The following is a 21,964-nucleotide window of genomic DNA, read 5'->3' on the forward strand; positions in this document are numbered from 1 at the left end:
AGGCAGTGATGGCGACACGTCCAGCGTGGGTCAACGATGAGTTGTTCCCGTTCGAGAGCCGGTTCGCCGACGTGGCCGGCGCGCGGGTCCACTACATCGACGAAGGTGACGGTCCGGTGTTCCTGGGCCTGCACGGGAATCCGACCTGGTCGTTCCTGTACCGGCATATCGTGCAGGGTTTGCAGGATCGGTTCCGCTGCATCGCGCTGGACTACCCGGGCTTCGGCCTGTCGACCGCTCCGGCAGGGTACGGCTATACAGTCAGTGAGCACGCCCGGCTGGTGGAGGCGTTCGTCGAGCAGCTGGATCTGCGCGACATCACGCTGATGGTGCAGGACTGGGGTGGCCCGATCGGGTTCTGGGTGGCCGGCCGTCACCCCGACCGGTTCAGGGCGTTCGTGATCGGCAACACCTGGGCTTGGCCGATCGGGGACAGGGCGACCAAGACCTTCTCCAGGACCCTCGGCAGCGCTTTCGTCGGCGGGCTCCTGGTGGAGCGCGCGGACGTGTTCACCAACGTCTTCCTGCGAGGCGGTATCAGGCGAAGGAAGCTCTCGCTCGACGAGCGGTTCATGTACAGGCGCCCGCATCCCACCCGCGAGTCGAGGGTGCCGGTGCACGTGATGCCACGCGAGATCCTGGCTGCCCGCGAATTCCTGGCGGAGGTCGAGCAAGGACTGGCGCGGGTCGCCGGCAAGCCTGCGCTGGTGGTGTGGGGTGACAAGGATCCGGGCTTCAGGACGCCGCACCGGCTCCGCTGGGAACGGACGTTCCCGAACCACCGGACCGAGATCCTCCAGGGTGCGTCGCACTACATCCAGGAAGACGCACCGGACGAGATCGTCGCCGCGATCCGGGACTGGTGGCCGGGCGAAGGCTGAGCAGATGTCGCGCGCTGAGCTGGTTCTCACCGCCCAGGAGGCGCGGATGCTGGCCGGCGAGTACGGCGACGGGGTCGCGCTGGCGATGCGCGTCGTCGTCGGCCTGGGCCGGACCGTCGGCGCGTCGCGGCTGGTGGAAATCACCTCGGCGCACGTCGACTCGTGCCTCTACCACGGCAGGGTGAGCCTCGATTTCGCCGGCCGCCTCGTCGCACTCGGCGCGACCGTGTGCGTGCCCACCACGCTGAACGTCGGGTCGATGGATCTGCTCCACCCCGACCTCGTTCGTACCGATACCGAGGTCGAGCGCGAGGTCGCAGTCGGTGGGCGGCAGGTGATGTCGGCGTACCTGGCGCTCGGCTGTACGGCGAGTTGGACGTGCGCGCCGTACCAGCTTCCGGATCGGCCTGGCCTGGGCGAGCACATCGCGTGGGCGGAGTCGAATGCGATCGTCTTCGCGAACTCGGTGCTCGGTGCGCGCACGGACCGCTACGGCGACTTCCTGGACATCTGTGCCGCGATCACCGGACGGGTGCCCTTCTCCGGTCTCCAGACCGACGAGGCCCGGCGAGGAACCTTGGTGTTCGACTGCAGCCTCCTCGACCGTGCCGTTCTGCGGTCCGAGCTGGCCTATCCGCTCCTCGGTCACTATGTCGGCTCGGTCGCCGGTCCAGAGATACCGATCCTCGTCGGTTTACCGGCCGACATCGGCGAGGACAGGCTCAAGGCCTTCGGTGCGGCGGCCGCGTCCTCTGGTGGCGTGGCGATGTTCCACGTTGTCGGTGTGACGCCGGAGGCAGCCACCCTCGACGACGCACTCCAGGGCAAGCATCCGGCCGGTCAGCGGAACGTCAGCCCGGGAGTCCTTCGGGCGACCCGGGCCGAGCTGTCGATGTTCTCCTCGGGTCGCCTCGACGCGGTGAGCGTCGGGACGCCGCACGCGTCGTACGCGGAGTGCGAGGTGCTCGCCGACCTGCTCCGCGACGGTCCACCGATCCACGGCGATGTCTCGTTCTACTTGTCGACCGGTCGGGCGACGCGGGCCCGGGCCCAGCAGAGCGGCGTACTGCGGATCCTCGAGTCTGCCGGGGTGACCGTCGTCGTCGACACCTGCACGTACGTGACGTCGATCCTGTCGCCGGCGGCGAAGAACGTGATGACCAACTCCGGTAAATGGGCCTACTACGCGCCCGGCAACCTCGGGGTCGACGTGGTGCTCGGCTCGATTCAGGACTGCGTGGCCTCCGCCCGCCTCGGGCGCGTAGTCCTCGACGACTCTCTCCTCGGGGAGGATCCGAGATGATGATCCACGCCGAGGTGCTCACCAGCGGGACCGCGGAAGGGTTCACCACCAGGCTGACCGAACCGCTGTCCTTCTGGGGCGGCACCGACGCGCGCGGACGCATCGTCGACCCGCGCCACCCGCAGTACGGCGCCGCACTGGCGGGCTGCGTGCTCGTCATGGAGTCGGGGTGCGGATCGAGTTCGAGCTCGAGCGTGCTGGCCGAGCAGATCCGCTCGCAGGCCGCGCCGGCGGCGATCGTCCTGGCCAGGCCGGACGCGATCGTCGTCCTCGGTGCGATCGTCGCCAGTGAGCTCTACGGCCTCGACGTCCCGATTCTCCTGGTCGAACCACCGGGCCACACCAAGATCCCGGCCGGCATCGTCGTCCGGGTCGAAGCCACCCGCGGCGGCGGTGCCATCAGCTGGTAAGACTCCGGGTACGTCGAGTAGCAGGTGCTCACGATCGGCGGTGGCGGGTGGGGTCGAAGGGGTGGCTGCCGGTCCGACTCGGAGTAGCATCACGCTTATCGCCACCCCAACCGAAGTGGCGCAAGAGGGGCCTCCTGAAGGAGGTGCGATGAGGACACGCAAGTATCAGTTCACGGCCTGTCTCATCGGTGCGCTGGCGCTCGTCGGCGCCGCGTGCGCACCCGAAGAGGAAGAGGCCGGAGAGTTCACGCCGGGCCCGCTGGGCGCAATCACCGTCGAGACGGGCGCACCGATCAAGATCGGGCTCATCCAAGCCATCAGTGGCGACACCGCCAGCCTGGGGACGGACCAGGTGCGAGCGGTCCAGATCGCCATCGACGACAAAGGTGGAAACCTACTCGGGCATCCGATCCGGAACCAGGTCGAGGACGACCTGTGCAAGGCCGAGGGCGGCACCACCGCCGCCCAGAAGCTCGCCGCCGATCCGCAGATCGTCGCCGTCATCGGAACCAGTTGCTCCGGTGCCGCGGTGCCGGCGATGGAGATCCTTTCGGCTAAGGGCGTCCTGATGATCTCGGGGTCGAACACCTCGCCGACCCTGACGTCCGACCTGCGCGGTACGAAGGGCGCCGCCAACCAGAAGGGATATCTCCGCACGGCTCACAACGACATCATCCAGGGCCAGGCCGCGGCGACTTTCGCGTTCCAGCGGCTGGGGGCGAAGCGGGCGGCCACGATCCACGACGGTGACCCGTACACCGAGGGCCTGGCGAACGCCTTCGGTTCCTCGTTCAAGGAACTGGGCGGCACCATCAGCCTGGCGACCGCGATCAGCAAGGGCGACACCGACATGCGGCCGGTGCTGACCGAGGTGGCCGCGTCGACACCGGATGTGGTCTTCTTCCCGATCTTCCAGCCGGAGGCCGACTTCATCGTCAGGCAGGCCAAGGGATTCCCGCTGCTGGCCGACACGAAGAAGCTGTTCGGTGCCGACGGTCTGCTCTCCGATACGTTCATCGTGATCAGTCAGACCGAGGGCATGCACTTCTCCGGTCCCGCGACGCCGACCGGACCGGCGTACGAGGAGTTCGTCGGCAAGTACGAGACGAAGTTCGGCGAGAAGCCCATCCAGGCCTTCCATGCGCACTCCTACGACGCCGTCAACATGATCTTCGCTGCCATCGAGAAGGTGGCGGTGGAGGAGGACGGCACGGTGCACATCGACCGCCAGAAGCTCATCGACGAGTTGCACGCGACCAAGGACTACCAGGGTCTGACCGGGACGCTGTCCTGCGACGAGTTCGGCGACTGCGCCGACCCGAAGATCGACATCGTCCAGAACACGGCGGGCCAGCGGACGATCGACCAGGTCCGGGGCAACGTGCTGTTCACGTTCGAGCCGCCGGAACGCTGAGCGCGCACGGCCGGGCACCCGAGAGCGGGTGCCCGGTCATGCTCGCCTGACGCTCGAGGAGGCACATGGCCAGGACCAACCTCCCGCCGCGAGGACGGGCGGCCGGCCGGCGGGCATTTCGGCTCCCGATCGTCGGTGCGGTCCTCTGGCTGGTTCGGATCGCGGCGATCGCCCTGCTCCTGATCGGCGCTTCCCGCAGTATCGCCAGCATGCGGCTGAGTGGCCAGCAGTGGCGCGACCTGGTGGTGTTCGGGATCGCCCAGGGCTCGGTCTACGCGCTGATCGCCCTCGGCTACACGATGGTCTACGGCGTGCTCCGGTTCATCAACTTCGCGCATGGCGAGGTGTTCATGATCGGCGCGATGACCGGCTACTTCGTCACCGACGGCCTCTCCCGTACGGCGCTGTGGGAGGCCGCCCCGGTCCTGGCACTGCTGATCGCGCTGAGCTGTTGTATGACCGTCTCGGCGGTCGTCGCTCTGGGGCTCGAGCGGGTGGCCTATCGCCCGTTGCGTGGCGCTCCGCGGCTGATCCCCTTCATCACCGCGATCGGCGCGTCGTTCTTCCTGCAATACACGATGGCCAGCCTGTTCGGCACGTCGGTGAAGGCCTATCCGGAGGTGGACATCCTCACCGGGACGTTCACGGTCCTCGGCTTCCGGATCCTCCGGGTCCATCTGCTGGTGATCGTCGCGGCGCTGCTGCTCATGGCCTGCCTCTACCTGTACGTGGAAAAGACCAGGGCCGGGAGGGCGATGCGGGCGGTCTCCGAGGACCCTGAGATCGCCCGGCTGATGGGGGTCGACGTCGACCGGACGATCGCCAGGGTTTTCGGTGTCGGTGGCGCGATGGCGGGGGCGGGCGGCCTGCTGTTCGGGCTGGTGTTCCAGAACGTCTTCTTCCTCAGCGGGTTCCTGCCGGGCATCAAGGCGTTCACCGCGGCGGTGCTCGGCGGCATCGGCAACATCCCGGGCGCCGCTGTCGGTGGGCTGACCCTCGGCATGGTGGAGTCGATGGGCCCGAGCCTGGTACTCGTCGGGCTCGGCATCCCCGCCGCCCACCAACTCAAGGACGTGGTCGCGTTCCTGACCCTGGTCCTGGTGCTGATCTTCCGCCCCACCGGCATTCTCGGTGAACGGGTGAGGGAGGACAGGGGATGACGACGGCCATCGAGATTCCGGTGACCGGCACCGGCCCGCGGGCGCTCAGGCTCGGACTCGTCGGCGGAGCCACTGCGGTCTTCGTGTCCGCCAACGGCATGGTCGAGGCTTTCTCCGAACGCGGGCTGGTCGGTCCCCTGACGCTCGGAGAGCTGTTGCTGCTGGCCGTCCCGCTGCTGGCCGGGTACTTCGCCGGGCGGCCGGAGCCGGTCCGCGAGGGGGTCGAGACCCGGCGCCCCGGCTGGCGGAATGCCGCCGCCGGCCTGCTGGCGGGGCTCACCGGTGGCGTGATGATGGCTGCGTTCGTGCTGCTGATCGCGAGGGTCGATATCCGCGGTGTGTTCCTGAACGTCACCCCAGAGCTGGTCCGCGATGATCCCCGGATCCTCACCCTCGGGCTGGAGCTCGGAGCAGGTATGGGGCTGCTGATCGGCCTGTACGCCGGGCTGGGCGGTCTCGCCGGTGCGGTTCACCTGCTTCCGGACAGTTGGCGCCGAGCTGTCCTGGCCGCGGCCGGGTGGGTGATCGGCTTCGGGTTGATGCAGCAGGTCGTCACCCAGGTCCTTGGCGGGATCCAGGAGCAGCTAGGGATCTGGACAGCACCGCTCAGCGACTTCTTGTACGACGACAGCGGTGCTCTCAGCATTCCGGGCGTCGCCGTGGTCGCGGTGGTGGGGTTCTGCCTTCAGCTGCAGGCATCGCGGCGGCGGCCCAATCCCGTCCGGACCCGGTTCGAGGGGCTTCCTGACCGGAGCCGCCGGATCCTCCGGATTGCTGCCCTGGCCGGGCTCCTGCTGCTGCTCGGCCTTCTCCCGCAGGTGATCGGGCCGTTCCTCAGCGAGGTGCTCAACATCGCCGGCATCTTCCTGCTGATGTCGCTCGGGCTGAACATCGTGGTGGGGTTCGCCGGTCTGCTCGATCTCGGCTACGTCGCGTTCTTCGCGGTGGGCGCCTACACGGCCGCGCTGCTGACCTCGCCCCAGTCGAGCCTCGGCGTCGGCTGGGTGTTCTGGCTCGCGGTACCTTTCGTGGTGCTCGCCTCGGCGGTGGCGGGGCTGTTGGTGGGTACGCCGGTGCTGGGCATGCGCGGCGACTACCTTGCCATCGTCACGCTCGGATTCGGCGAGATCGCCCGGCTGCTGTTCCTGTCCGACTGGCTCAAGCCGACGTTCGGCGGGGCGCAGGGGATCATCCAGGTCGGCGACATCACCATCGGGCCACTCGAGATCCGAAGCCCGCAGGCGTTCTTCTACGTCATCTTCGCCTTCGTCCTGCTCGCGGCCTACGCGACGTACGCGCTGCAGGACTCACGGATCGGCCGGGCCTGGATGGCGATGCGCGAGGACGAGGCGGTCGCGGAGGCGATGGGTGTCGACATCGTCACCGCCAAGCTCTCGGCCTTCGTCGTCGGGGCCGTGCTGGCCGGCTTCGGAGGCGCCCTGTTCGCCACCAAGATCGGCTCGGTGTTCCCGCACAGCTTCAACGTCATCGTGTCGATCACGGTGCTGGTGGTGATCATCGTGGGCGGCATGGCCAGCGTGCCCGGCGTGATCCTCGGCACCCTGGTGCTCGTGGGTCTGCCGGAGCTGCTGCGCGAGTTCGAGGAGTATCGCTTCCTCATCTACGGCGCCCTGTTGATCTTCATGATGCTCCGGCGACCGGAAGGGTTCGTGCCGAGCAAACGCCGGGCCGAGGAGCTGCATGAAGAGGAGCTGGCGCAGGACGACTGGCTGCAGCCGCAGGACACCGGCACCCAGGACCCCGGCACCCGGGACCCCGGCACCCAGACCAGGCCGAGTTGAGGGGGGATCGGCATGGCACTGTTCGAGATCCGCGGGCTCACCAAGGACTTCGGTGGAGTCCGGGCCGTCGACGACCTCGACCTCCACGTGGACCAGGGCGAGATCGTTTGCGTCATCGGCCCGAACGGCGCCGGCAAGACCACCCTGTTCAACCTCGTCACCGGGATGATCCGGCCCGACCGGGGCGAGATCGTCTTCGATGGGCGCAATGTCGTCGGCCTGCGTCCCAGCCAGGTCATCGAGCTCGGGATCGCCCGCACGTTCCAGAACGTCCGCTTGTTCCCGGAGATGAGCGTCCGGGAGAACGTCATGGTCGCCCGGCATTGCAGGACCGGGTCCGGGATGCTCAAGGCGGTGCTGCGGCCGCCGTCGTTCCGGCGGGAGGAGGCGGAGACCCGGCTTCTAGCCGAACAGGCGCTGGCGTTCTTCGGCAGCCGGCTGGTCGGATGGCGGTTCGACACCCCGGCGCGCTCCCTGTCGTACGCCAACCGGCGGCGGCTGGAGATCGCCCGCGCGCTCGCGTCGGAGCCGAAGCTGCTGCTGCTCGACGAGCCGACCGCTGGGATGAACCCGCAGGAGACCGGGGAGTTGATCGGTCTGATAAGGCGGATGCGGGACGAGATCGGCGTCACGATCGCCCTCATCGAGCACGACATGCGGCTGGTGAAGGGGGTGTCCGAGCGGGTCGTCGTCCTCGATTACGGACACCTGATCGCCGAGGGCCGCTACGACGAGGTAGCGAGCAACGACCGCGTGATCGAGGCCTACCTCGGCCGGAAGGCGAGCGCGACATGACTGACGCCGAGCCGCTCCTCAGGCTGCGCAACGTCAGTACGCACTACGGCGCGATCCAGGTCCTGCGCGAGATCGACCTCGAGATTCGCCGGGGCGAGGTGGTCTGCCTGCTGGGCGGCAACGCCAGCGGCAAGACCACGATGCTGAAGACGATCCTCGGCTCTGTGGTCCCGACCCAGGGCGAGGTGCTGCTCGACGGCCGGCGCATCACCGGCCTGCCGACGCAACGACTGGTCGGCCTGGGCTTGTCGATGGTCCCGGAGAACCGCCGTTTGTTCAAACGCATGACCGTGCGCGAGAACCTGGAGCTCGGCTGCTACCTCAGGCGGGACACCGAGGAGGTCGAGAAGGACTTCGAGCGGGTCTACACCCTCTTTCCGAGGGTGAGACAGCGACTCGGCCAGCGGGCCGGGACGCTGTCCGGTGGCGAGCAGCAGATGGTGGCGATGGCCCGGGCGCTGATGGCACGGCCGAAGCTGCTGCTGATGGACGAACCCTCGATGGGCCTGGCCCCGGTCCTGGTCGAGCAGAACTTCGAGATCATCCGCGAGATCAACCAGCAGGGGACCACGGTCTTCGTCGTCGAGCAGAACGCGACCATGGCCCTCTCGATCGCCGACCGCGGCTACGTGCTGCAGACCGGGAAGATCGTGCTGGCCGACACGGCGGAGAAGCTGATGAGCAATCCGCGGATGCAGGCCGCCTACCTCGGCGAGCTGTGAGGAGCCGGGCCCGCCGGCTGCCGACGGGCCCGTGTCGAGGTGGTCAGGGGAGTGAGAACTCCTGAGTCTGCGGGTTGAGGTGGCCGAGGCGCAGTGCACCAGCGGTCGTCCGGTCGCTGAGCCGGAAGACGTTCAGCCCTTCGGTGATGCTCGACTCGTAGATGAAGTTGTTGTACCAGTACGACGACCAGGCGCCGCCGAGGTCGGGTGGGGAGATGGCAGGCGGGTCGGACCAGCCGACGGTGACCGGGTTGGCCGGGTCGGTGAAGTCGGTGGCCCAGGTGCCGGCCTGGTAGTGCCCGCCGATCGCGACGTACCGGCCGCTGCGAAGCGGCACGATGTTGTAGTTGTGGATCGTGCAGTTCTCGCCGACGCCATCCTGTCCGCGCGGCAGGGTCCACTGACCGAGCTTGGCGCCGGTCGTGGCGTCGTAGAAGAACATGCTCTTGTCCACCGCGGGATCGGTGGTCTGACACTCCGGCTCGGCGCCGCCACCGGGCTCCCAGCCGGCGGCGATGATCTTGCCGTCCCAGGTGAAAATGGTCGAGTGCCAGCGGCCGTTCGTGCCGGCCTGGCCGACGCCGGGTTCGGTGATCGTGAACAGCAGGACCGGATCCTCGGGGCTGCCGCCCGGCGTGCCGTTCGCGCCGATGTCGAAGACGTTGATGGTGTCAGCGCTCGCGCAGACCACCTTGTTGACCTGGCCGAGGATTGCCCCGGCGTCGTGGCATCCGGTCCGGACGTCCGTGGTCGGTCCGGCCAGCGGCTCGCGATGGATCAGGCTCGCGGCGGCCGGATCGTCCACCGGTACGGCGATGACGTCCATGAAGTCACCGACCGGGTCGTCCAGGGCTCGGGTGCCGTCGACACAGCCCGCGCTGCTCGAGTTGTTGCTGTAGACGATCAGACGTCCCTGCGAGACGCCGGCGCCCGTGAGGGTGTGCGAGCCACAGGGCAGCGAGACGGACGCGACGAGCGCGGGGTCCGCGAGGTCGCTGATGTCGAAGACATGCACGCCCTCCCAACCGGCCGGTACGGTCTGGCCGTCACAGAGCCGAGGGGTGGTCTTCTTGGAGTTCCACGACCGGACCAGGATGTCGCCCCGGACGTAGATGTCTCCCTGGTCGCCGTTGCACCGCTGGTGCAGGATCTCCCGCGGGGCGTCCGGGTCGGCGATGTCGATCACCCGGAAGCCGTCGTAGTTGCCGTGGAACGCCAGCCTCCCCCGGAAGGCGAGATCGGAGCTGATGTGGCGCACGCCGTCCGGCTCCCCCAGGAACGTCGCCGGGTGCGGGCTGTGCCCCAGGGCGTGCATGTTCGGTGTGTGCGGGTTGGTCGCGTGGTCGGCGACCGCGGTCGAAGGGATGATCAACACCCCGGCGCTCAGTATCGCGCCGAGGATGTGACGAACGTGCCGTGACATGGTGATGCCTCCCTGATCGTGTGACGGGTTGTCAGGCACGGACCGGATGGCCGGCCCCGGCGGTTCCGGGGCCGGCCAGTCGGCCTTCAGCGGAACAGGATTTCCTGGGTCTGCGGGTTGTCGCGGGACAGGCTCGCCGCGCCGGCCACCGCCGGATGGTTGATGGAGAACACGTCGAACCCACGAGTGATGTCGTTCGCGTAGATGAACCCGTTGTGCCAGTACGACGACCAGGTGTCCGCCGCGATCGGGTCACCCGCCCGGTAGAAGCCGATCTCCACCGGGTTCGCCGGATCGGTGAGATCGGCCACCGTGGTGCCGCCGGTGTACGCGGCAGAGACCAGGATGTCCCGGCTCACACCCGGTACCAGGTTGAAGTTGTGCATCGTGCAGACGCCGGTCTCGGCGCGTGGCAGCTTGTAGTGGCCGAGCTCCGCGCCCGAGGTGACGTCGTAGATCCACACCGCTCCGGTGGTCGGCGGGTCCTGCGCGCGGCACCGCGGGAGGGCGCCGCCGCCCGCCTCGTCACCGAACACGACGCGCTCACCATCCCAGGTGAACGCCGCCGAGTGCCAGGCCCGCACCTCCTCGGTGGTCAGCGTGTGCAGCACCGTCGGCCTGGTGGGATCACTGATGTCCCAGATCTGGCCGACGCTGAGGCACGCCGCCGCCGCGAGCTTGAGCGGCTTGAGAACGGAGAAGTCGTGGCAGCCTCTGGTGTCCAGCAGTGCGCCCGGCGGCACGAGATCGTCGAGTTCCAGCCGCGACGCGTCGAAGGTCGGCACCCCGGTGGTTGGCGGAGTCGCGACGACCCTCGCCTTGTCCGGGTTGTTCACAGCGACGTGGATCACCGAGATCTTGCCGTGGTCCTGCCGGCAGTGCGGTCCGAGCGAACCAGGCGTCACCCCGTACGACGCCACATAGATGAACACGCTGTTCCTGCCGGCAGGAACGAGCGCGTGGGTGTGCGAGCCGCAGTCGGTGCGTACCGACGCGATGTGTTTGACGTTGGCCGGGTCCCGCACGTCGAAGATCCGCACACCTTCCCAGGCGGCGGGGTTGGACGCCGTGGTGTTGGTGCTGTCGCAGCTGGGCTTGGTCTGCGGCGTGTCGACCGAAGAGAACAGCAGGCCGTTGTAGATGGACACGTCCCCCTGCCCGCCGTTACACGGGAAGAACGTGACCTGCTGTGCGGCCGCCGGGTTCGAGATGTCGATGATGCGGAATCCCGTGAAGGTTCCCGCATAGGCGTACCGGCCTTCGAAGGCCAGATCGGACTGGGTCGCGTTGTCGACCTTGGGGAGGTTCTTCAGCAACGTCATGTTGTCGCTGTGCAGATCTGGAGCACCGCCGCCGGTGGGCGGGTGCGTTCCGTGATCGTGTTCCGGATCGTGTGCGCCGGCCGAGATCGGGAGCAGCATGATGCCCATTACCGTCGTCCCGATCGTCAGGAGGCGCCATCGCCGCCTCATGTCCACTCCTTCCGAGAGACGTGCAGTGGCGCTGTTGCCACTGCCCCGTGAGGTGGCCGTGATCGGGCCGAAAGTGTCAACCGGCGAACCAGTCTGACCTGCGCCCCGCGCCGGCCGGCCTGACCAGCCGGCAGCGGATTCCCTCGTGATCGGTCGACAAACCGGGCGCCCCCCGAGGATGCGCGACCTCTGTTGACGATCCGCACGCCTCTGGGCGATGTCAATGGTTCGCGCTCGGTCGCCGACGCCGACCTCGACTCGATCTTCCGCATGGCTTCCCGCCGTCGCACCGCTGGTCCGATGCCGAGACCGGGAGACCCTTCGGCTGACCAAAACGAACACCGAGCGCGGCGCCGGATCGACCCGATGCCTCGCTCGTTTCGGTGATGCTGCGTGATCGCCCTCTCGCGCAGCGCCGGCCTTTCGACCAGTTGGCAAGAAGGGTTGCAACGTTTCATCCGACGGTAACCGCCCAGGCACGCAGCGCTGTGCCCGAACTGTCACCGGCTCAAGGCTGTTGCGATGTTTGACTTAGTTGTAACGTGTGCGAAACCGGAGATGCTTAACCCCGTTAAGTAACCACCGGATCCGCTCGTTTTCGGAGGTGCGACCCATGCCTGCTCGAATCCCGAACGCCGGTCTGTCCCGGCGCGATCTGCTCAAGCGAACCGGTGGACTGGCGGCACTCGCCGCCTTCACCGCGGCCTGCGGCAGCAATACCGGCCGACCGGCCGGCACCGGGGGTGACGGCGGCGGCAGCAAGGCGACGCTGTCGCAGTGGTACCACCAGTACGGCGAGGCAGGCACCAAGGAAGCCGCGCTCAAGTACGCCAAGGGCTACGGCGACGCGACCGTCGGCGTGCAGTGGGTGCCGGGGGACTACGGCGCCAAGCTGGCCTCGGGTCTGCTGTCCAGCAACGGCCCGGACGTCTTCGAGAGCCAGTTGAACGTGGCGATGGTGAAGAGCAACCAGGTGGTGCCGCTCGACGACATCCTCGGCGACGTCAAGGACGACTTCAACCCGAACGACCTGAAGACGAACACCATCGACGGCAAGCTCTACGGCATCAAGATGATCGACGACCCGCAGGTCTTCTACTACCGCAAGAGCCTGTTCGACCAGGCCGGGATCAAGCCGCCGGAGACGGTCGACGACCTGATCGCGGCGGCCAGGGAACTCACCACCGACAAGGTGAAGGGCATCTTCGTCGGCAACGACGGCGGCTCGATCATCGGCGGTCCGGCGCTCTGGTCCTCCGGCGGTGCCTACCTGACCGACGACAACTTGCCCGGTTTCGCGAACCCGCGGGCGGCTCAGGCCTTCGGGAAGCTGCACGAACTGTTCGCGAGCAAGAGCGTCCTGCTCGGCGCGCCGGCCGACTGGTGGGGCCCGGGCGCCTTCGTCCAGGGCCTGGCCGCGATCCAGTGGACCGGCCTGTGGGCGATGCCGGCCATCCAGAAGGCGCTCGGCGACGACTTCGGCGTCTTCGCCTATCCCAAGCTCGATGCCCAGGGCAAGCAGGCGCTGCCGTCCGGCGGCTGGACCCAGTTCGTCTCGGCCAAGAGCGCGAACATCGAGGCGGCGAAGAAGTTCGTCAAGTGGCTGTGGGTCGACAACACCGAGTTCCAGGAGGACTGGAACCTCAACTACGGCTTCCACATCCCGCCGCGCAAGAGCCTGGCCGCCAAGGCGACCAAGCTGCAGAGCGGTACGGCGGCCGAGGTGGTCAAGCTCAACCAGGACTTCGGCGTCGTCGACCGGCCGGCCTGGACGCCGAAGATGGGCACCGGGTTCACCGACCTGCTGACCAACGTGATCCGCAAGGGCGCCGACCCGGCCGCCGAGATCACCAAGCTGGACAAGACCGTGAACACCGAGTTGGCGAGGCTCTTCGGGTGAGCAGCGGGGCCGCCACCAAGACCCGGAAGGCCGGCGCCGCGAAGGCGCCGGCCGGTCCGGCCGGCGACAGGAAGTCGCGGCAGTCGGCAACGCGCGGCAACATCCTGTGGTTCTGGGCGTTCGTCGGGCCGTTCGTGCTCGGCCTGCTGGTCTTCTCCTACCTGCCGATCCTGTGGAGCCTGGTGCTGAGCTTCTTCGAGGCGCAGAACACCGTCACGCCGTCGAAGTTCGTCGGGCTGCAGAACTACCTCGACATGCTGACCGACCGCAACTTCCTCAGCAGCCTGGGCACCTTCACGGTCTTCGCGATCTTCATCGTGCCGCTGACCTTCGTGATGTCGCTGGCGCTGGCATTGCTGGTGAACCAGGTGAAGGTGGCCCGGGCGTTCTTCCGGTCGGTGTTCTTCCTGCCGACCGCCTGCTCGTACGTGGTGGCCTCGCTGATCTGGAAGCTCTCGATCTTCAACGGCGTCCGGTTCGGCCTGGCCAACACCGTGCTCGGCTGGTTCGGGATCGACCAGATCGCCTGGCTGTCCACGGTCGACCCGCCGCTGTACTGGATCCCGATCGTGTCGGTCCGGCTCTGGCTGCAACTGGGCTTCTACATGATCCTGTTCATCGCCGGACTGCAACGGATCTCGCCGACGCTCTACGAAGCGGCGTACGTCGACGGCGCCAGGCCCGGCTGGCAGGTGTTCCGCTACATCACCTGGCCGCAACTGCGGGCCACCTCGGTCGCAGTACTGCTGCTGAACCTGATCGCGGCCTACCAGGCCTTCGACGAGTTCTACAACCTGGTCGGCAACGTGAACTTCGCCCGGCCGCCGCTGGTCTACCTCTACAGCATCTCGCTCGGCTCGATCCAGGATCTCGGCCACGGCAGTGCCGGGGCGATGATCCTGGCGGTGGTCATCATGGTGCTCACCCTGTTGCAGAGCAAGATCTTCGGCTTCGGGAAGGCGAACGACTGATGGCCGCCATCGAGAGGACCGCCGGGACCCCGCAACCGATCGGCTACACCCGCAGCCCGCTGGGCATGGCCGGATCCGTACTGCGCTGGATCGCGCTGATCATCGCGACCGCGCTGTTCATGATCCCGTTCTACCTGGTACTGCGGAACGCGTTGTCGACCGAGGCGGACATCACCGCGGTGGACTGGAAGTTCTTCCCCACCGATCTGCAGTGGGGCAATATCGGCGAGCTGTTCAACGACGAGAACGTGCCGATGGCGCGGGCGCTCTACAACTCGGCCGTGGTCGGCATCCTCGGCACCGGCGGGCAGTTGCTGCTGGCATCGATGGCCGGCTACGGGCTGGCCCGGATCCCGTACCGGCACGCCGACAAGGTGTTCTACGCGGTGATGGCGACGCTGATGATCCCGGCCGCGGTGAGCTTCATCCCCAGCTTCATCGTGGTGTCGTCGCTGGGCTGGGTCTCCACGCTGCGCGGGCTGATCATCCCGACCCTGTTCAGCGGGTTCGCGGCGTTCCTGTTCCGGCAGTACTTCCTCGGCTTCCCCAAGGAACTCGAGGAGGCGGCCCGGGTGGACGGCGCCGGGTACTTCGCCACCTTCTGGCGGATCGTGGTGCCGAACTCGCTGCCGTTCTTCGCGGCGATCGCGGCGATCACGTTCATCGCCAACTGGAACTCGTTCCTCTGGCCGCTGGTGATCGGCCAGGACTCGAGTTCGTGGACGGTGCAGGTGGCGATGTCGACCTTCATCACCGCGCAGACGATCAACATCCACCAGCTCTTCATGGCCGCGGCCGTGTCGATCCTGCCGCTGGTGCTGATCTTCGCGTTCCTGCAGCGCTATCTGATCCAGGGCGTCACCCAGTCCGGCATCAAGGACTGACAAGGTCCGGAAACTGGCGGGGAAAGACCGCGGCGGGAGCCCCTGACCGGCTCCCGCCGCACCGCCTCAGCTTTCGGCCGGCACCTGGTAGGTGGGGGTGATGATGGCGCGGGCGAGCGTGTGGAACGCCAGGTTGAAGCTGACCACCGCGGCGCTGGCCTCGCCGTCGATGTCCAGCGCCTCGACGTCGATCGCGTGCACCACGAAGTAGTAGCGGTGCACCTGGTCGCCCGCGGGCGGGGCGGCGCCGCCGTACGACTTGGTGCTGAAGTCGTTGCGGAGGTGGAAGGCGCCGTTCTCCAGCCGCTCGGTGGTGCCGGCACCGGCCGGGAGCTCGGTCACGCTCGCCGGGAGGCCGACCAGGATCCAGTGCCAGAAACCGGACGGCGTGGGCGCGTCCGGGTCGAAGCAGGTGACGACGAAACCCTTCGTCTCGGCCGGGAAGCCCTCCCAGCTGAGCTGCGGCGAGGTGTTGCCGCCGGCGAAGGCGTGGTCGTCGCTGAGAGGCTCGCCGTCCGTGACGTCGGTACTGGTGACCGTGAACCGGCCGACCTCGGGAAGCAGGCTGTACGGGTCCGGTGCTACTGGCCGTTCGAGCGACATCGGTGATCCTCCGGGATCTTCGCTGACATGTGGTGAATCCGACATTACTGTTCCCGCTGCACGGGACCTGGCCGGGGACCGATCGCAAAGATGGGAAGATCGGTGCTGGTCGTGTCCAGGCGGCCCGAGGCGAGTGGAGGGACCCAGCGGTGGAGGAGTATCTGGCCCGGATCGGGCCGGCCGACCAGACGGCGATGCGCGCGGCCACGGAGCGTCAGCTGGCGCTGACGAAACCGGCCGGTTCCCTCGGCGTGCTGGAGGAGCTGTCGGTCCGGGTGGCCGGGATGACCGGTGTCTGCCCGCCCGCGGTCCCGACCGCCGCCGTCGTGACCGTGTTCGCCGCCGACCACGGCGTGCACGCCCAGGGCGTCTCGCCCTGGCCGCAGGAGGTCACCGGCGCGATGCTGGCGAACTTCGCCGCCGGAGGCGCCGCGGTGAACGCGTTCGCGGCGAACAACCGGGTCGACGTCCGGGTGGTCGACGTGGGCGTGGCCGCTGACGTGGGCGAACTGGACATCGTGCACGCCAAGGTACGTCCCGGCAGCCGGGATCTGTCGGTGGAGAACGCGCTGACCGAGGACGAGGTGCTGGCCGCGGTCGCGGTCGGGTTCGAGCTCGCGGACAAGCTGGTCCGCGACGGGTACCAGTGCCTGTTGACCGGTGACATGGGCATCGCGAACACGACGGCCTCCGCCGCGTTGATCGCGACCTTCACCGGGGCGACGGCTGACGACGTCACCGGGCGGGGGACTGGCATCGACGACGCCACCTTGGCCCACAAGACGGGCGTAGTACGGGATGCGCTGGCGTTGCACGAGGTGCCCGCTTCGGAGCCGCTCGCAGCGCTGGCGGCGTACGGCGGGCTGGAGCACGCGGCGCTCGCCGGGTACATCCTCGGAGCGGCGGCGAACAAGGTGCCGGTGATCCTGGACGGCGTGATCGCCGGGGCTGCCGCACTCGTTGCCCAGGCGCTGCATCCGGCCGTGATCGACTACTGCATCGCCGGACACCGCTCGGCCGAGCCTGGCCACGCGGTCGCGCTGAAGACGCTCGGGCTGCAGCCGCTGGTGGATCTCGACCTGCGGCTGGGGGAGGGGACGGGCGCAGTACTGGCCTTCCCGATCCTGACCTGCGCGGTGCGGGCCCTGGCCGAGATGGCGACCTTCGAGTCGGCGGGAATCGACGCGTGAGCGATCAAGCGCCGTACCTGTCCGGGCTGGTTCTCACCGGCCGCCGGGTCGTGGTCGTCGGCGGCGGCGGTGTCGCCCAGCGACGGCTGCCGCGGCTGCTCGAGACGGGTGCGCAGATCGACGTCATCTCCCCGGCGATCACGCCGACGATCGAGGGCCTGCTGACCAATCCCGACCTGCGCTGGATCGAGCGCGGGTACGCCGACGGCGACCTCGCCGGCGCCTGGTACGTCGTGGTCGCGACGGATGATGCCGCGGTCAACGACCAGGTCTCCGCCGAGGCCGAGGAGCGGCGGATCTTCTGCGTCCGCTCCGACGACAGGTCCCGGGCGACGGCCTGGACGCCTGCCTCGGGACAGCACGACCAGGTGACCATCGGCGTCCTCGGCGGCGGGGACCACCGGCGGTCGGCCGCGGTACGGGACGCGATCCTGGAAGAGTTGCGTGAAGGAGCGCTCGGCGCGCGGGACTCGCTGGCCAAGCAGCCCGGCGTGTACCTCGTCGGCGGTGGCCCGGGCGACCCGGATCTGATCACCGTGCGCGGGCGGCGGCTGCTGGCCGAGGCGGACGTGGTGGTCGCCGACCGGCTGGCTCCGCAGCCTCTGCTGGAGGAACTGCACTCCGACGTCGAACTGATCGACGCGGCGAAACTGCCCCGCGGGCGATCGGCCCAGCAGGAGGAGATCAACCGGATCCTGGTCGACCGCGCCCTGCAGGGCAAGGTGGTGGTCCGGCTCAAGGGCGGCGATCCGTACGTGTTCGGCCGCGGCTTCGAGGAGGCGCTGGCCTGCGCCGAGGCCGGAGTGACCTGGACCGTCGTGCCCGGGATCACCAGTTCGATCGCGGTTCCCGCTGTGGCGGGGATCCCGGTGACGCACCGCGGGGTGACGCACGAGTTCACCGTGGTGTCCGGCCACATTCCGCCCGGTCACCCGGACTCACTGATCAACTGGGAGGCTCTGGCGCAGCTGCGCGGGACGCTCGTACTGCTGATGGCGGTGGAGAACCTGCCGGTGATCGCCTCCACTCTCATTTCTGCCGGCAAGGATCCCGGTACGCCGGCGGCGGCGATCGCCGACGGCACTCTGCCGGGCCAGCAGCAGGTGACCTCCAACCTGGCCGGGATCGCCGAGGCGATGTCGGCAGCGGGTGTCGGGGCTCCCGCGATCGTTGTCATCGGCAACGTAGTGGACGTGGCGTCCGGGCTGGCCACGGCTGGTGCCGCGCCGGCTGAGGGGTCATGAGTCCACTCGTTCCGGTCCAGGACGCCGCGGACGCGCGGCTGGGGGACTACGTCCAGTTGCGCGAGGTGAATCTGCGCCGGCTGCTGGAGGAGGAGCACGGGCTCTTCATCGCCGAAGGCGACAAGGTGATCCGCCGGGCGGCCGAGGCGGGGTACGAGCCGCGGTCGTTCCTGCTGGCTCCGCGCTGGCTGGACTCGCTGGCCGACGTGCTGGAGAAGTGGCCGACGGTGCCGGTCTACGTGGTGACCGAGGAACTGGCCGAGCAGGTGACCGGATTCCACGTACACCGCGGCGCGCTGGCGTCGTACCGGCGTCGGCCGGCGGCCGGGCTGGACGGGCTGCTGACCGGCCGGCGGATCGCGATCTTCGACGACATCGTCGACCACACCAACGTCGGGGCCGGCTTCCGCGCCGCCGCGGCGATGGGCGTCGACGCCGTGCTGATCACGCCGACCTGTGCCGATCCCTTGTACCGGCGCTCGATCAAGGTCTCGATGGGCACGGTCTTCCAGGTGCCGTGGACCCGCCTGACGTCCTGGCCCGGTGACCTGGCGCAGGTGAAGGACCGCGGCTTCGTCACCGCCGCCTTCGCGCTGACCGACGACTCCATCAGCCTCGACGAGTTGACCGCCCGCCGAGACGAGAAGCTCGCCCTGATCTTCGGCACCGAAGGCCACGGCCTCAAGCCACACGTGCTCGACCAGGCCGACCTGACCGTACGCATCCCGATGGCAGGCGGAGTCGACTCCCTGAACGTGGCATCCTCAGCAGCAGTCGCCTTCTACGCCACCCGGCCCTGACCGCGAACTTCTCGCGTGCTCAGCGCGACGAAGGCCGCGGTGGCGAAGGCGGTCAGCGCTGCCGGTACGAAGAACACGTGCGGGAGGCCGATGGCCGCCACGCCCAAGCCCCCGATCGCGCCGCCTATCGCGGAGCTGACGGGGATGGCGCTGAGGAAGACGCCGGATGCGGTCGCGACGCCCTCGGGGTAGAGCCGTTGGGCGATCGACACTCCGAGCGCTCCGACGCAGGCCCAGAGGCCGGCCGTCAGCGCTTGTCCGAGGAACAACATGCCGACTGAGCCGCTCGTCGCGTACGCGAGGTTGCCGGCCAGACCCAGCGCGGCCCCGCCGGTCATGACCGGCAGCGCTCCGAATCGATCGGCCAGCCTGGCCACCACGGGGAGCAGCAGCAATTCCAGCAGCGGCTGGATTCCGATCACCGCGCCGCGCATCGAGTCGGACAGGTGCAGCTGATCGGCCATGTAGATCGGGAGGTAGCCGAACTTGATCGTGTCGCCGGTCATCGCCAGCACGCAGACGGCGGTGAAGACCAGCAGCGGCATCATCTGGTCGATCTGTCGCCGGCCCGTGGGGCGCTCGGGCAGGACCAGATCTTGATAGCGCTCCACCTTCTGCCGACCGAACGGGATCATTTGGGCGAAGACGCAGGTGGCTGTCGCCACCAGCAGAGCGCGAAGGCCGAAGACCCCACCGAACCAGCTGCCCAGGACCGGGCCGAGGATCCAGCCGGCCGTGAAGGCCATCCGGATGGTCGCGACGACGCGGTTGTCGGCTTTCGTCGGGTGCCGGCTGAGTTCGTCGCGGCAGGCCGCGAACAGTAGTGCCATCGAGCCGCCGGAGATGCTCAGGGCCACCGCGCTGATCACGAAGGGAAGCCAGACCGAGTTCGCGGCTGCCATCGCGAGCCAGCCCGCGGCGCCGATCAGCGCGCACAGCCGGAACAGGAGCAGCCGGTCGTGGGTCCGGTCCGACAGCCGGCCGACGAGGAAGCCCGCCACCGGGGCAGCCAGGTTCGTCACGTAGTAGAGGCCGGCCACGGGGAGCGGAGTGCCCAGTTCGCGGACCAGGAACAGGGTGAGTTGAGGTGTCGCGGCCGACATCCCGATACCGGCGATCAGCAAGGACAAGAACGCCGAACGGTAGAAACGCGACCGGAGAACGACGCTCAGCGCAGACTCGGACCGGTCGAGCATCAGCCTCCACCTCGTCGATCGGGACAATCCCGCGCCAGGGTCGGGGCGGCTCATTGACGAGGCGTACGCCGAGGTCGGCGCGACGAGCGGGTGCGTCGCAGTGGGAACGATATCCGGCCGTTCGGGGCGCAGCCTTGCCGTCTCGCCGTGCGGGCAGGTGGAGCCGACTCCCTCGACATGGCATCGTCGACTTTGCCCATCCATCAGGCGCTGCTCACGCGGAGGTTGCTGATGCGCACAACAGAACGCCTGTTACTGCGCCCTTTCCGCGACGAGGACCTCCCGGCCTGGGGCGACCTGAACACCGACCCCGAGGTGATGCGGTACCTCGGTGGTCAACCCTTGAGTCGAGCCGAGTCGGACGCGATCGCCGCCGGCGTGAACGCGCAGTACGTGGCCGAGGGCATCGGATTCCTCGCGATCGAACGCCGCTCGGACGGCGCCTTCCTCGGCGCCGCCGGCCTCACCCGCGAGCAGTGGCACCCAGACGACATCGAAATAGGCTGGCGCCTGGCCCGCTTCCACTGGGGCCACGGCTACGCCTCAGAAGCTGCGTCCTCTTGGCTGGCCTACGCCTTCACCGACCTGTCGTTGCCTCGGGTGATAGCCACCACGGACGCTCCTAATCTCCACAGCATCGCGGTCATGAAGCGCATAGGCATGACCTTCGACCACGCCACCGAACTGGTCGAAGATGGCGAACCATTCGACGCCGTCATCTACTCGATCACGCAAGAAGCCTGGAGCGGTGGCGTGCTGGCTCGCAGTACTGGATAGGCAGGGACTGTGGTTCTGGTGGGCTCAGAGTCAGAGGTAGTCGCCCGGTAAATAGCCTCCTGAGCCACTGCGTTAAGCGCGACATGCACCGTAGTCAACTGCGGCACTACGTCGCGCAGCGTCGTGATGTCGTCGAAGCCGGCGACGCCGATGTCCTCGGGGATCCGGAGGCCGCGTTCTCTGAGGCCGGCGAGGGCGCCCAGCGCCAGGTCGTCGGTCACCGCGAAGACGAGTTGGAGGTCGCGTACGTCGGCGTCGGTGAGCGCGAGCACGAAATCGCGGGCACCGGTCCAGCTGAACTCGGGATGGTGAACCCTGGCGCCGTTGACGCCGGACTCGACCAGCCCAGCGACGAACCCCTCGACCCGCCTCTGCATCGAGAGCAGGGGAGTGCCGCTGCCGAGGATCAGGCACCGCTCGTAGCCGAGCGCGGCCAATTCGCGGGCGAGTTGCCGGGAGCCCTCGTGGTTGTCGAAGTCGACGGTCTCGAACGGTAGGTCGGACCGGCTGATGAGGACCACCCGGCCGCCGGTCTCCTCGTACCGGCGCAGTTCGTCGATCAGCTGCTGCTCGGACGGCGGATCGACGTACCCGGTGCCGGCCAGGATGATCGCCCGCGGCTGCTGGCCGCGCAGTTCGCGGACCAGGTCGAGCTCGCGATCGGCCTGCCGCTCGGTGACCGCGATCGAGACGTGCAGGCCGATCGCCTCGGCCTGCTTCATGATCTCGGCCGCCATCGCGGCGAAGTACGGGTCGGAGATCAGGCTGATCACCAGGGCGATCGTCCGCGAGGTGCCACGCGCCATCGCCTGGGCCGGCAGGTTCGGCGTGTAACCGAGCTCGCGGGCGGCCTGCAAGACGCGCTCCCGGTAGGCCTCGGCGACCTTGCGGGAGCTGCCGTTGAGCACCCGGGAAGCAGTCGGCTGGGACACCCCGGCCTGCCGCGCGACGTCGTCGAGCGTGACGGGCCGCCTCGATCCCGAGCCACCTGACAGCGCACTCACCGCGGCAGCTTAT

Annotated in this window: 20 protein-coding genes; 15 read left to right on the forward strand and 5 right to left on the reverse strand. The window is 68.3% G+C overall.

Annotation, left to right across the window (positions count from 1 at the left end; genetic code table 11):
- Nucleotides 1-8: 8 nt before the first annotated feature.
- From ABD255_RS11075 to ABD255_RS11110, 8 genes are all read left to right on the forward strand, one after another.
- Nucleotides 9-881, forward strand: coding sequence for an alpha/beta fold hydrolase (locus tag ABD255_RS11075; RefSeq protein ID WP_344212617.1), 873 nt, complete (start codon nucleotides 9-11; stop codon nucleotides 879-881).
- A 4-nt stretch (nucleotides 882-885) separates the two neighbouring features.
- Complete coding sequence (locus ABD255_RS11080) at nucleotides 886-2,184, forward strand: aconitase X (RefSeq protein WP_344212619.1); 1,299 nt, start codon at nucleotides 886-888, stop codon at nucleotides 2,182-2,184.
- Nucleotides 2,181-2,594, forward strand: coding sequence for an aconitase X swivel domain-containing protein (locus ABD255_RS11085; protein ID WP_344212621.1), 414 nt, complete (start codon nucleotides 2,181-2,183; stop codon nucleotides 2,592-2,594). The genes ABD255_RS11080 and ABD255_RS11085 overlap by 4 nt, the downstream gene beginning before the upstream one ends.
- 148 nt (nucleotides 2,595-2,742) lie before the next feature.
- Nucleotides 2,743-4,008, forward strand: coding sequence for a branched-chain amino acid ABC transporter substrate-binding protein (locus ABD255_RS11090; protein WP_344212623.1), 1,266 nt, complete (start codon nucleotides 2,743-2,745; stop codon nucleotides 4,006-4,008).
- Nucleotides 4,009-4,073: 65 nt separating this feature from the next.
- A complete protein-coding gene (locus ABD255_RS11095; RefSeq protein WP_344212625.1) occupies nucleotides 4,074-5,168 on the forward strand; it encodes a branched-chain amino acid ABC transporter permease in 1,095 nt (364 codons plus the stop codon).
- On the forward strand, nucleotides 5,165-6,970 hold the full coding sequence (locus ABD255_RS11100; RefSeq protein WP_344212627.1) for a branched-chain amino acid ABC transporter permease: 1,806 nt from the start codon (nucleotides 5,165-5,167) through the stop codon (nucleotides 6,968-6,970). Before ABD255_RS11095 ends, ABD255_RS11100 begins: the two co-directional genes overlap by 4 nt.
- A 12-nt stretch (nucleotides 6,971-6,982) precedes the next feature.
- On the forward strand, nucleotides 6,983-7,765 hold the full coding sequence (locus ABD255_RS11105) for an ABC transporter ATP-binding protein (protein ID WP_344212629.1): 783 nt from the start codon (nucleotides 6,983-6,985) through the stop codon (nucleotides 7,763-7,765).
- Complete coding sequence (locus tag ABD255_RS11110) at nucleotides 7,762-8,487, forward strand: ABC transporter ATP-binding protein (protein ID WP_344212631.1); 726 nt, start codon at nucleotides 7,762-7,764, stop codon at nucleotides 8,485-8,487. The genes ABD255_RS11105 and ABD255_RS11110 overlap by 4 nt, the downstream gene beginning before the upstream one ends.
- A 43-nt stretch (nucleotides 8,488-8,530) precedes the next feature.
- Here the strand turns inward: ABD255_RS11110 and ABD255_RS11115 are convergent, their stop codons facing one another.
- Together ABD255_RS11115 and ABD255_RS11120 are read right to left on the reverse strand one after the other, a co-directional pair.
- Nucleotides 8,531-9,910 (reverse strand): LVIVD repeat-containing protein, encoded by a 1,380-nt coding sequence (locus ABD255_RS11115; RefSeq protein WP_344212633.1) that lies wholly within the window; start codon nucleotides 9,908-9,910, stop codon nucleotides 8,531-8,533.
- An 86-nt stretch (nucleotides 9,911-9,996) separates the two neighbouring features.
- Nucleotides 9,997-11,382: an LVIVD repeat-containing protein gene (locus ABD255_RS11120; RefSeq protein WP_344212635.1), complete on the reverse strand. Its 1,386-nt coding sequence runs from the start codon at nucleotides 11,380-11,382 to the stop codon at nucleotides 9,997-9,999.
- Between the two features lie 613 nt (nucleotides 11,383-11,995).
- Between ABD255_RS11120 and ABD255_RS11125 the strand changes: the two genes are divergently transcribed.
- The 3 genes from ABD255_RS11125 to ABD255_RS11135 are packed head-to-tail and all read left to right on the forward strand — an operon-like array spanning nucleotide 11,996 to nucleotide 15,137.
- Nucleotides 11,996-13,282, forward strand: coding sequence for an ABC transporter substrate-binding protein (locus ABD255_RS11125; protein ID WP_344212637.1), 1,287 nt, complete (start codon nucleotides 11,996-11,998; stop codon nucleotides 13,280-13,282).
- On the forward strand, nucleotides 13,279-14,253 hold the full coding sequence (locus tag ABD255_RS11130; RefSeq protein WP_344212638.1) for a carbohydrate ABC transporter permease: 975 nt from the start codon (nucleotides 13,279-13,281) through the stop codon (nucleotides 14,251-14,253). The genes ABD255_RS11125 and ABD255_RS11130 overlap by 4 nt, the downstream gene beginning before the upstream one ends.
- Nucleotides 14,253-15,137 (forward strand): carbohydrate ABC transporter permease, encoded by an 885-nt coding sequence (locus ABD255_RS11135; protein WP_344212640.1) that lies wholly within the window; start codon nucleotides 14,253-14,255, stop codon nucleotides 15,135-15,137. The genes ABD255_RS11130 and ABD255_RS11135 overlap by 1 nt, the downstream gene beginning before the upstream one ends.
- Nucleotides 15,138-15,203: 66 nt before the next feature.
- Here ABD255_RS11135 and ABD255_RS11140 read toward each other — a convergent pair whose 3' ends face one another.
- Nucleotides 15,204-15,740, reverse strand: coding sequence for a YbhB/YbcL family Raf kinase inhibitor-like protein (locus ABD255_RS11140; RefSeq protein ID WP_344212642.1), 537 nt, complete (start codon nucleotides 15,738-15,740; stop codon nucleotides 15,204-15,206).
- 149 nt (nucleotides 15,741-15,889) lie between these two features.
- Here ABD255_RS11140 and cobT point away from each other — a divergent pair, with 149 nt between their 5' ends.
- The 3 genes from cobT to ABD255_RS11155 are packed head-to-tail and all read left to right on the forward strand — an operon-like array spanning nucleotide 15,890 to nucleotide 18,974.
- Nucleotides 15,890-16,930, forward strand: coding sequence for a nicotinate-nucleotide--dimethylbenzimidazole phosphoribosyltransferase (gene cobT / locus ABD255_RS11145; RefSeq protein ID WP_344212644.1), 1,041 nt, complete (start codon nucleotides 15,890-15,892; stop codon nucleotides 16,928-16,930).
- Entirely contained in the window at nucleotides 16,927-18,174 is a 1,248-nt protein-coding gene (cobA, locus tag ABD255_RS11150) for a uroporphyrinogen-III C-methyltransferase (protein WP_344212645.1), read from the forward strand. Before cobT ends, cobA begins: the two co-directional genes overlap by 4 nt.
- On the forward strand, nucleotides 18,171-18,974 hold the full coding sequence (locus ABD255_RS11155; RefSeq protein WP_344212647.1) for a TrmH family RNA methyltransferase: 804 nt from the start codon (nucleotides 18,171-18,173) through the stop codon (nucleotides 18,972-18,974). The genes cobA and ABD255_RS11155 overlap by 4 nt, the downstream gene beginning before the upstream one ends.
- Here ABD255_RS11155 and ABD255_RS11160 read toward each other — a convergent pair.
- Nucleotides 18,956-20,170, reverse strand: a complete 1,215-nt coding sequence (locus ABD255_RS11160) for an MFS transporter (RefSeq protein ID WP_344212649.1) — start codon at nucleotides 20,168-20,170, stop codon at nucleotides 18,956-18,958. The two genes, ABD255_RS11155 and ABD255_RS11160, sit on opposite strands and share 19 nt — an antisense overlap.
- A gap of 231 nt (nucleotides 20,171-20,401) precedes the next feature.
- On the opposite strand from ABD255_RS11160, the gene ABD255_RS11165 reads away from it, so the two are divergent.
- Nucleotides 20,402-20,947: a GNAT family N-acetyltransferase gene (locus tag ABD255_RS11165; protein ID WP_344212651.1), complete on the forward strand. Its 546-nt coding sequence runs from the start codon at nucleotides 20,402-20,404 to the stop codon at nucleotides 20,945-20,947.
- On the opposite strand, the gene ABD255_RS11170 is transcribed toward ABD255_RS11165, so the two are convergent.
- The gene (locus tag ABD255_RS11170; RefSeq protein WP_344212653.1) at nucleotides 20,890-21,951 is read right to left on the reverse strand and encodes a LacI family DNA-binding transcriptional regulator; all 1,062 of its coding nucleotides are present in this window, start codon (nucleotides 21,949-21,951) and stop codon (nucleotides 20,890-20,892) included. The two genes, ABD255_RS11165 and ABD255_RS11170, sit on opposite strands and share 58 nt — an antisense overlap.
- Between the last annotated feature and the right edge of the window lie 13 nt (nucleotides 21,952-21,964).

The organism is Kribbella sancticallisti, assembly GCF_039530625.1.
In the GTDB taxonomy this organism is placed as follows: Bacteria; Actinomycetota; Actinomycetes; order Propionibacteriales; family Kribbellaceae; genus Kribbella; species Kribbella sancticallisti.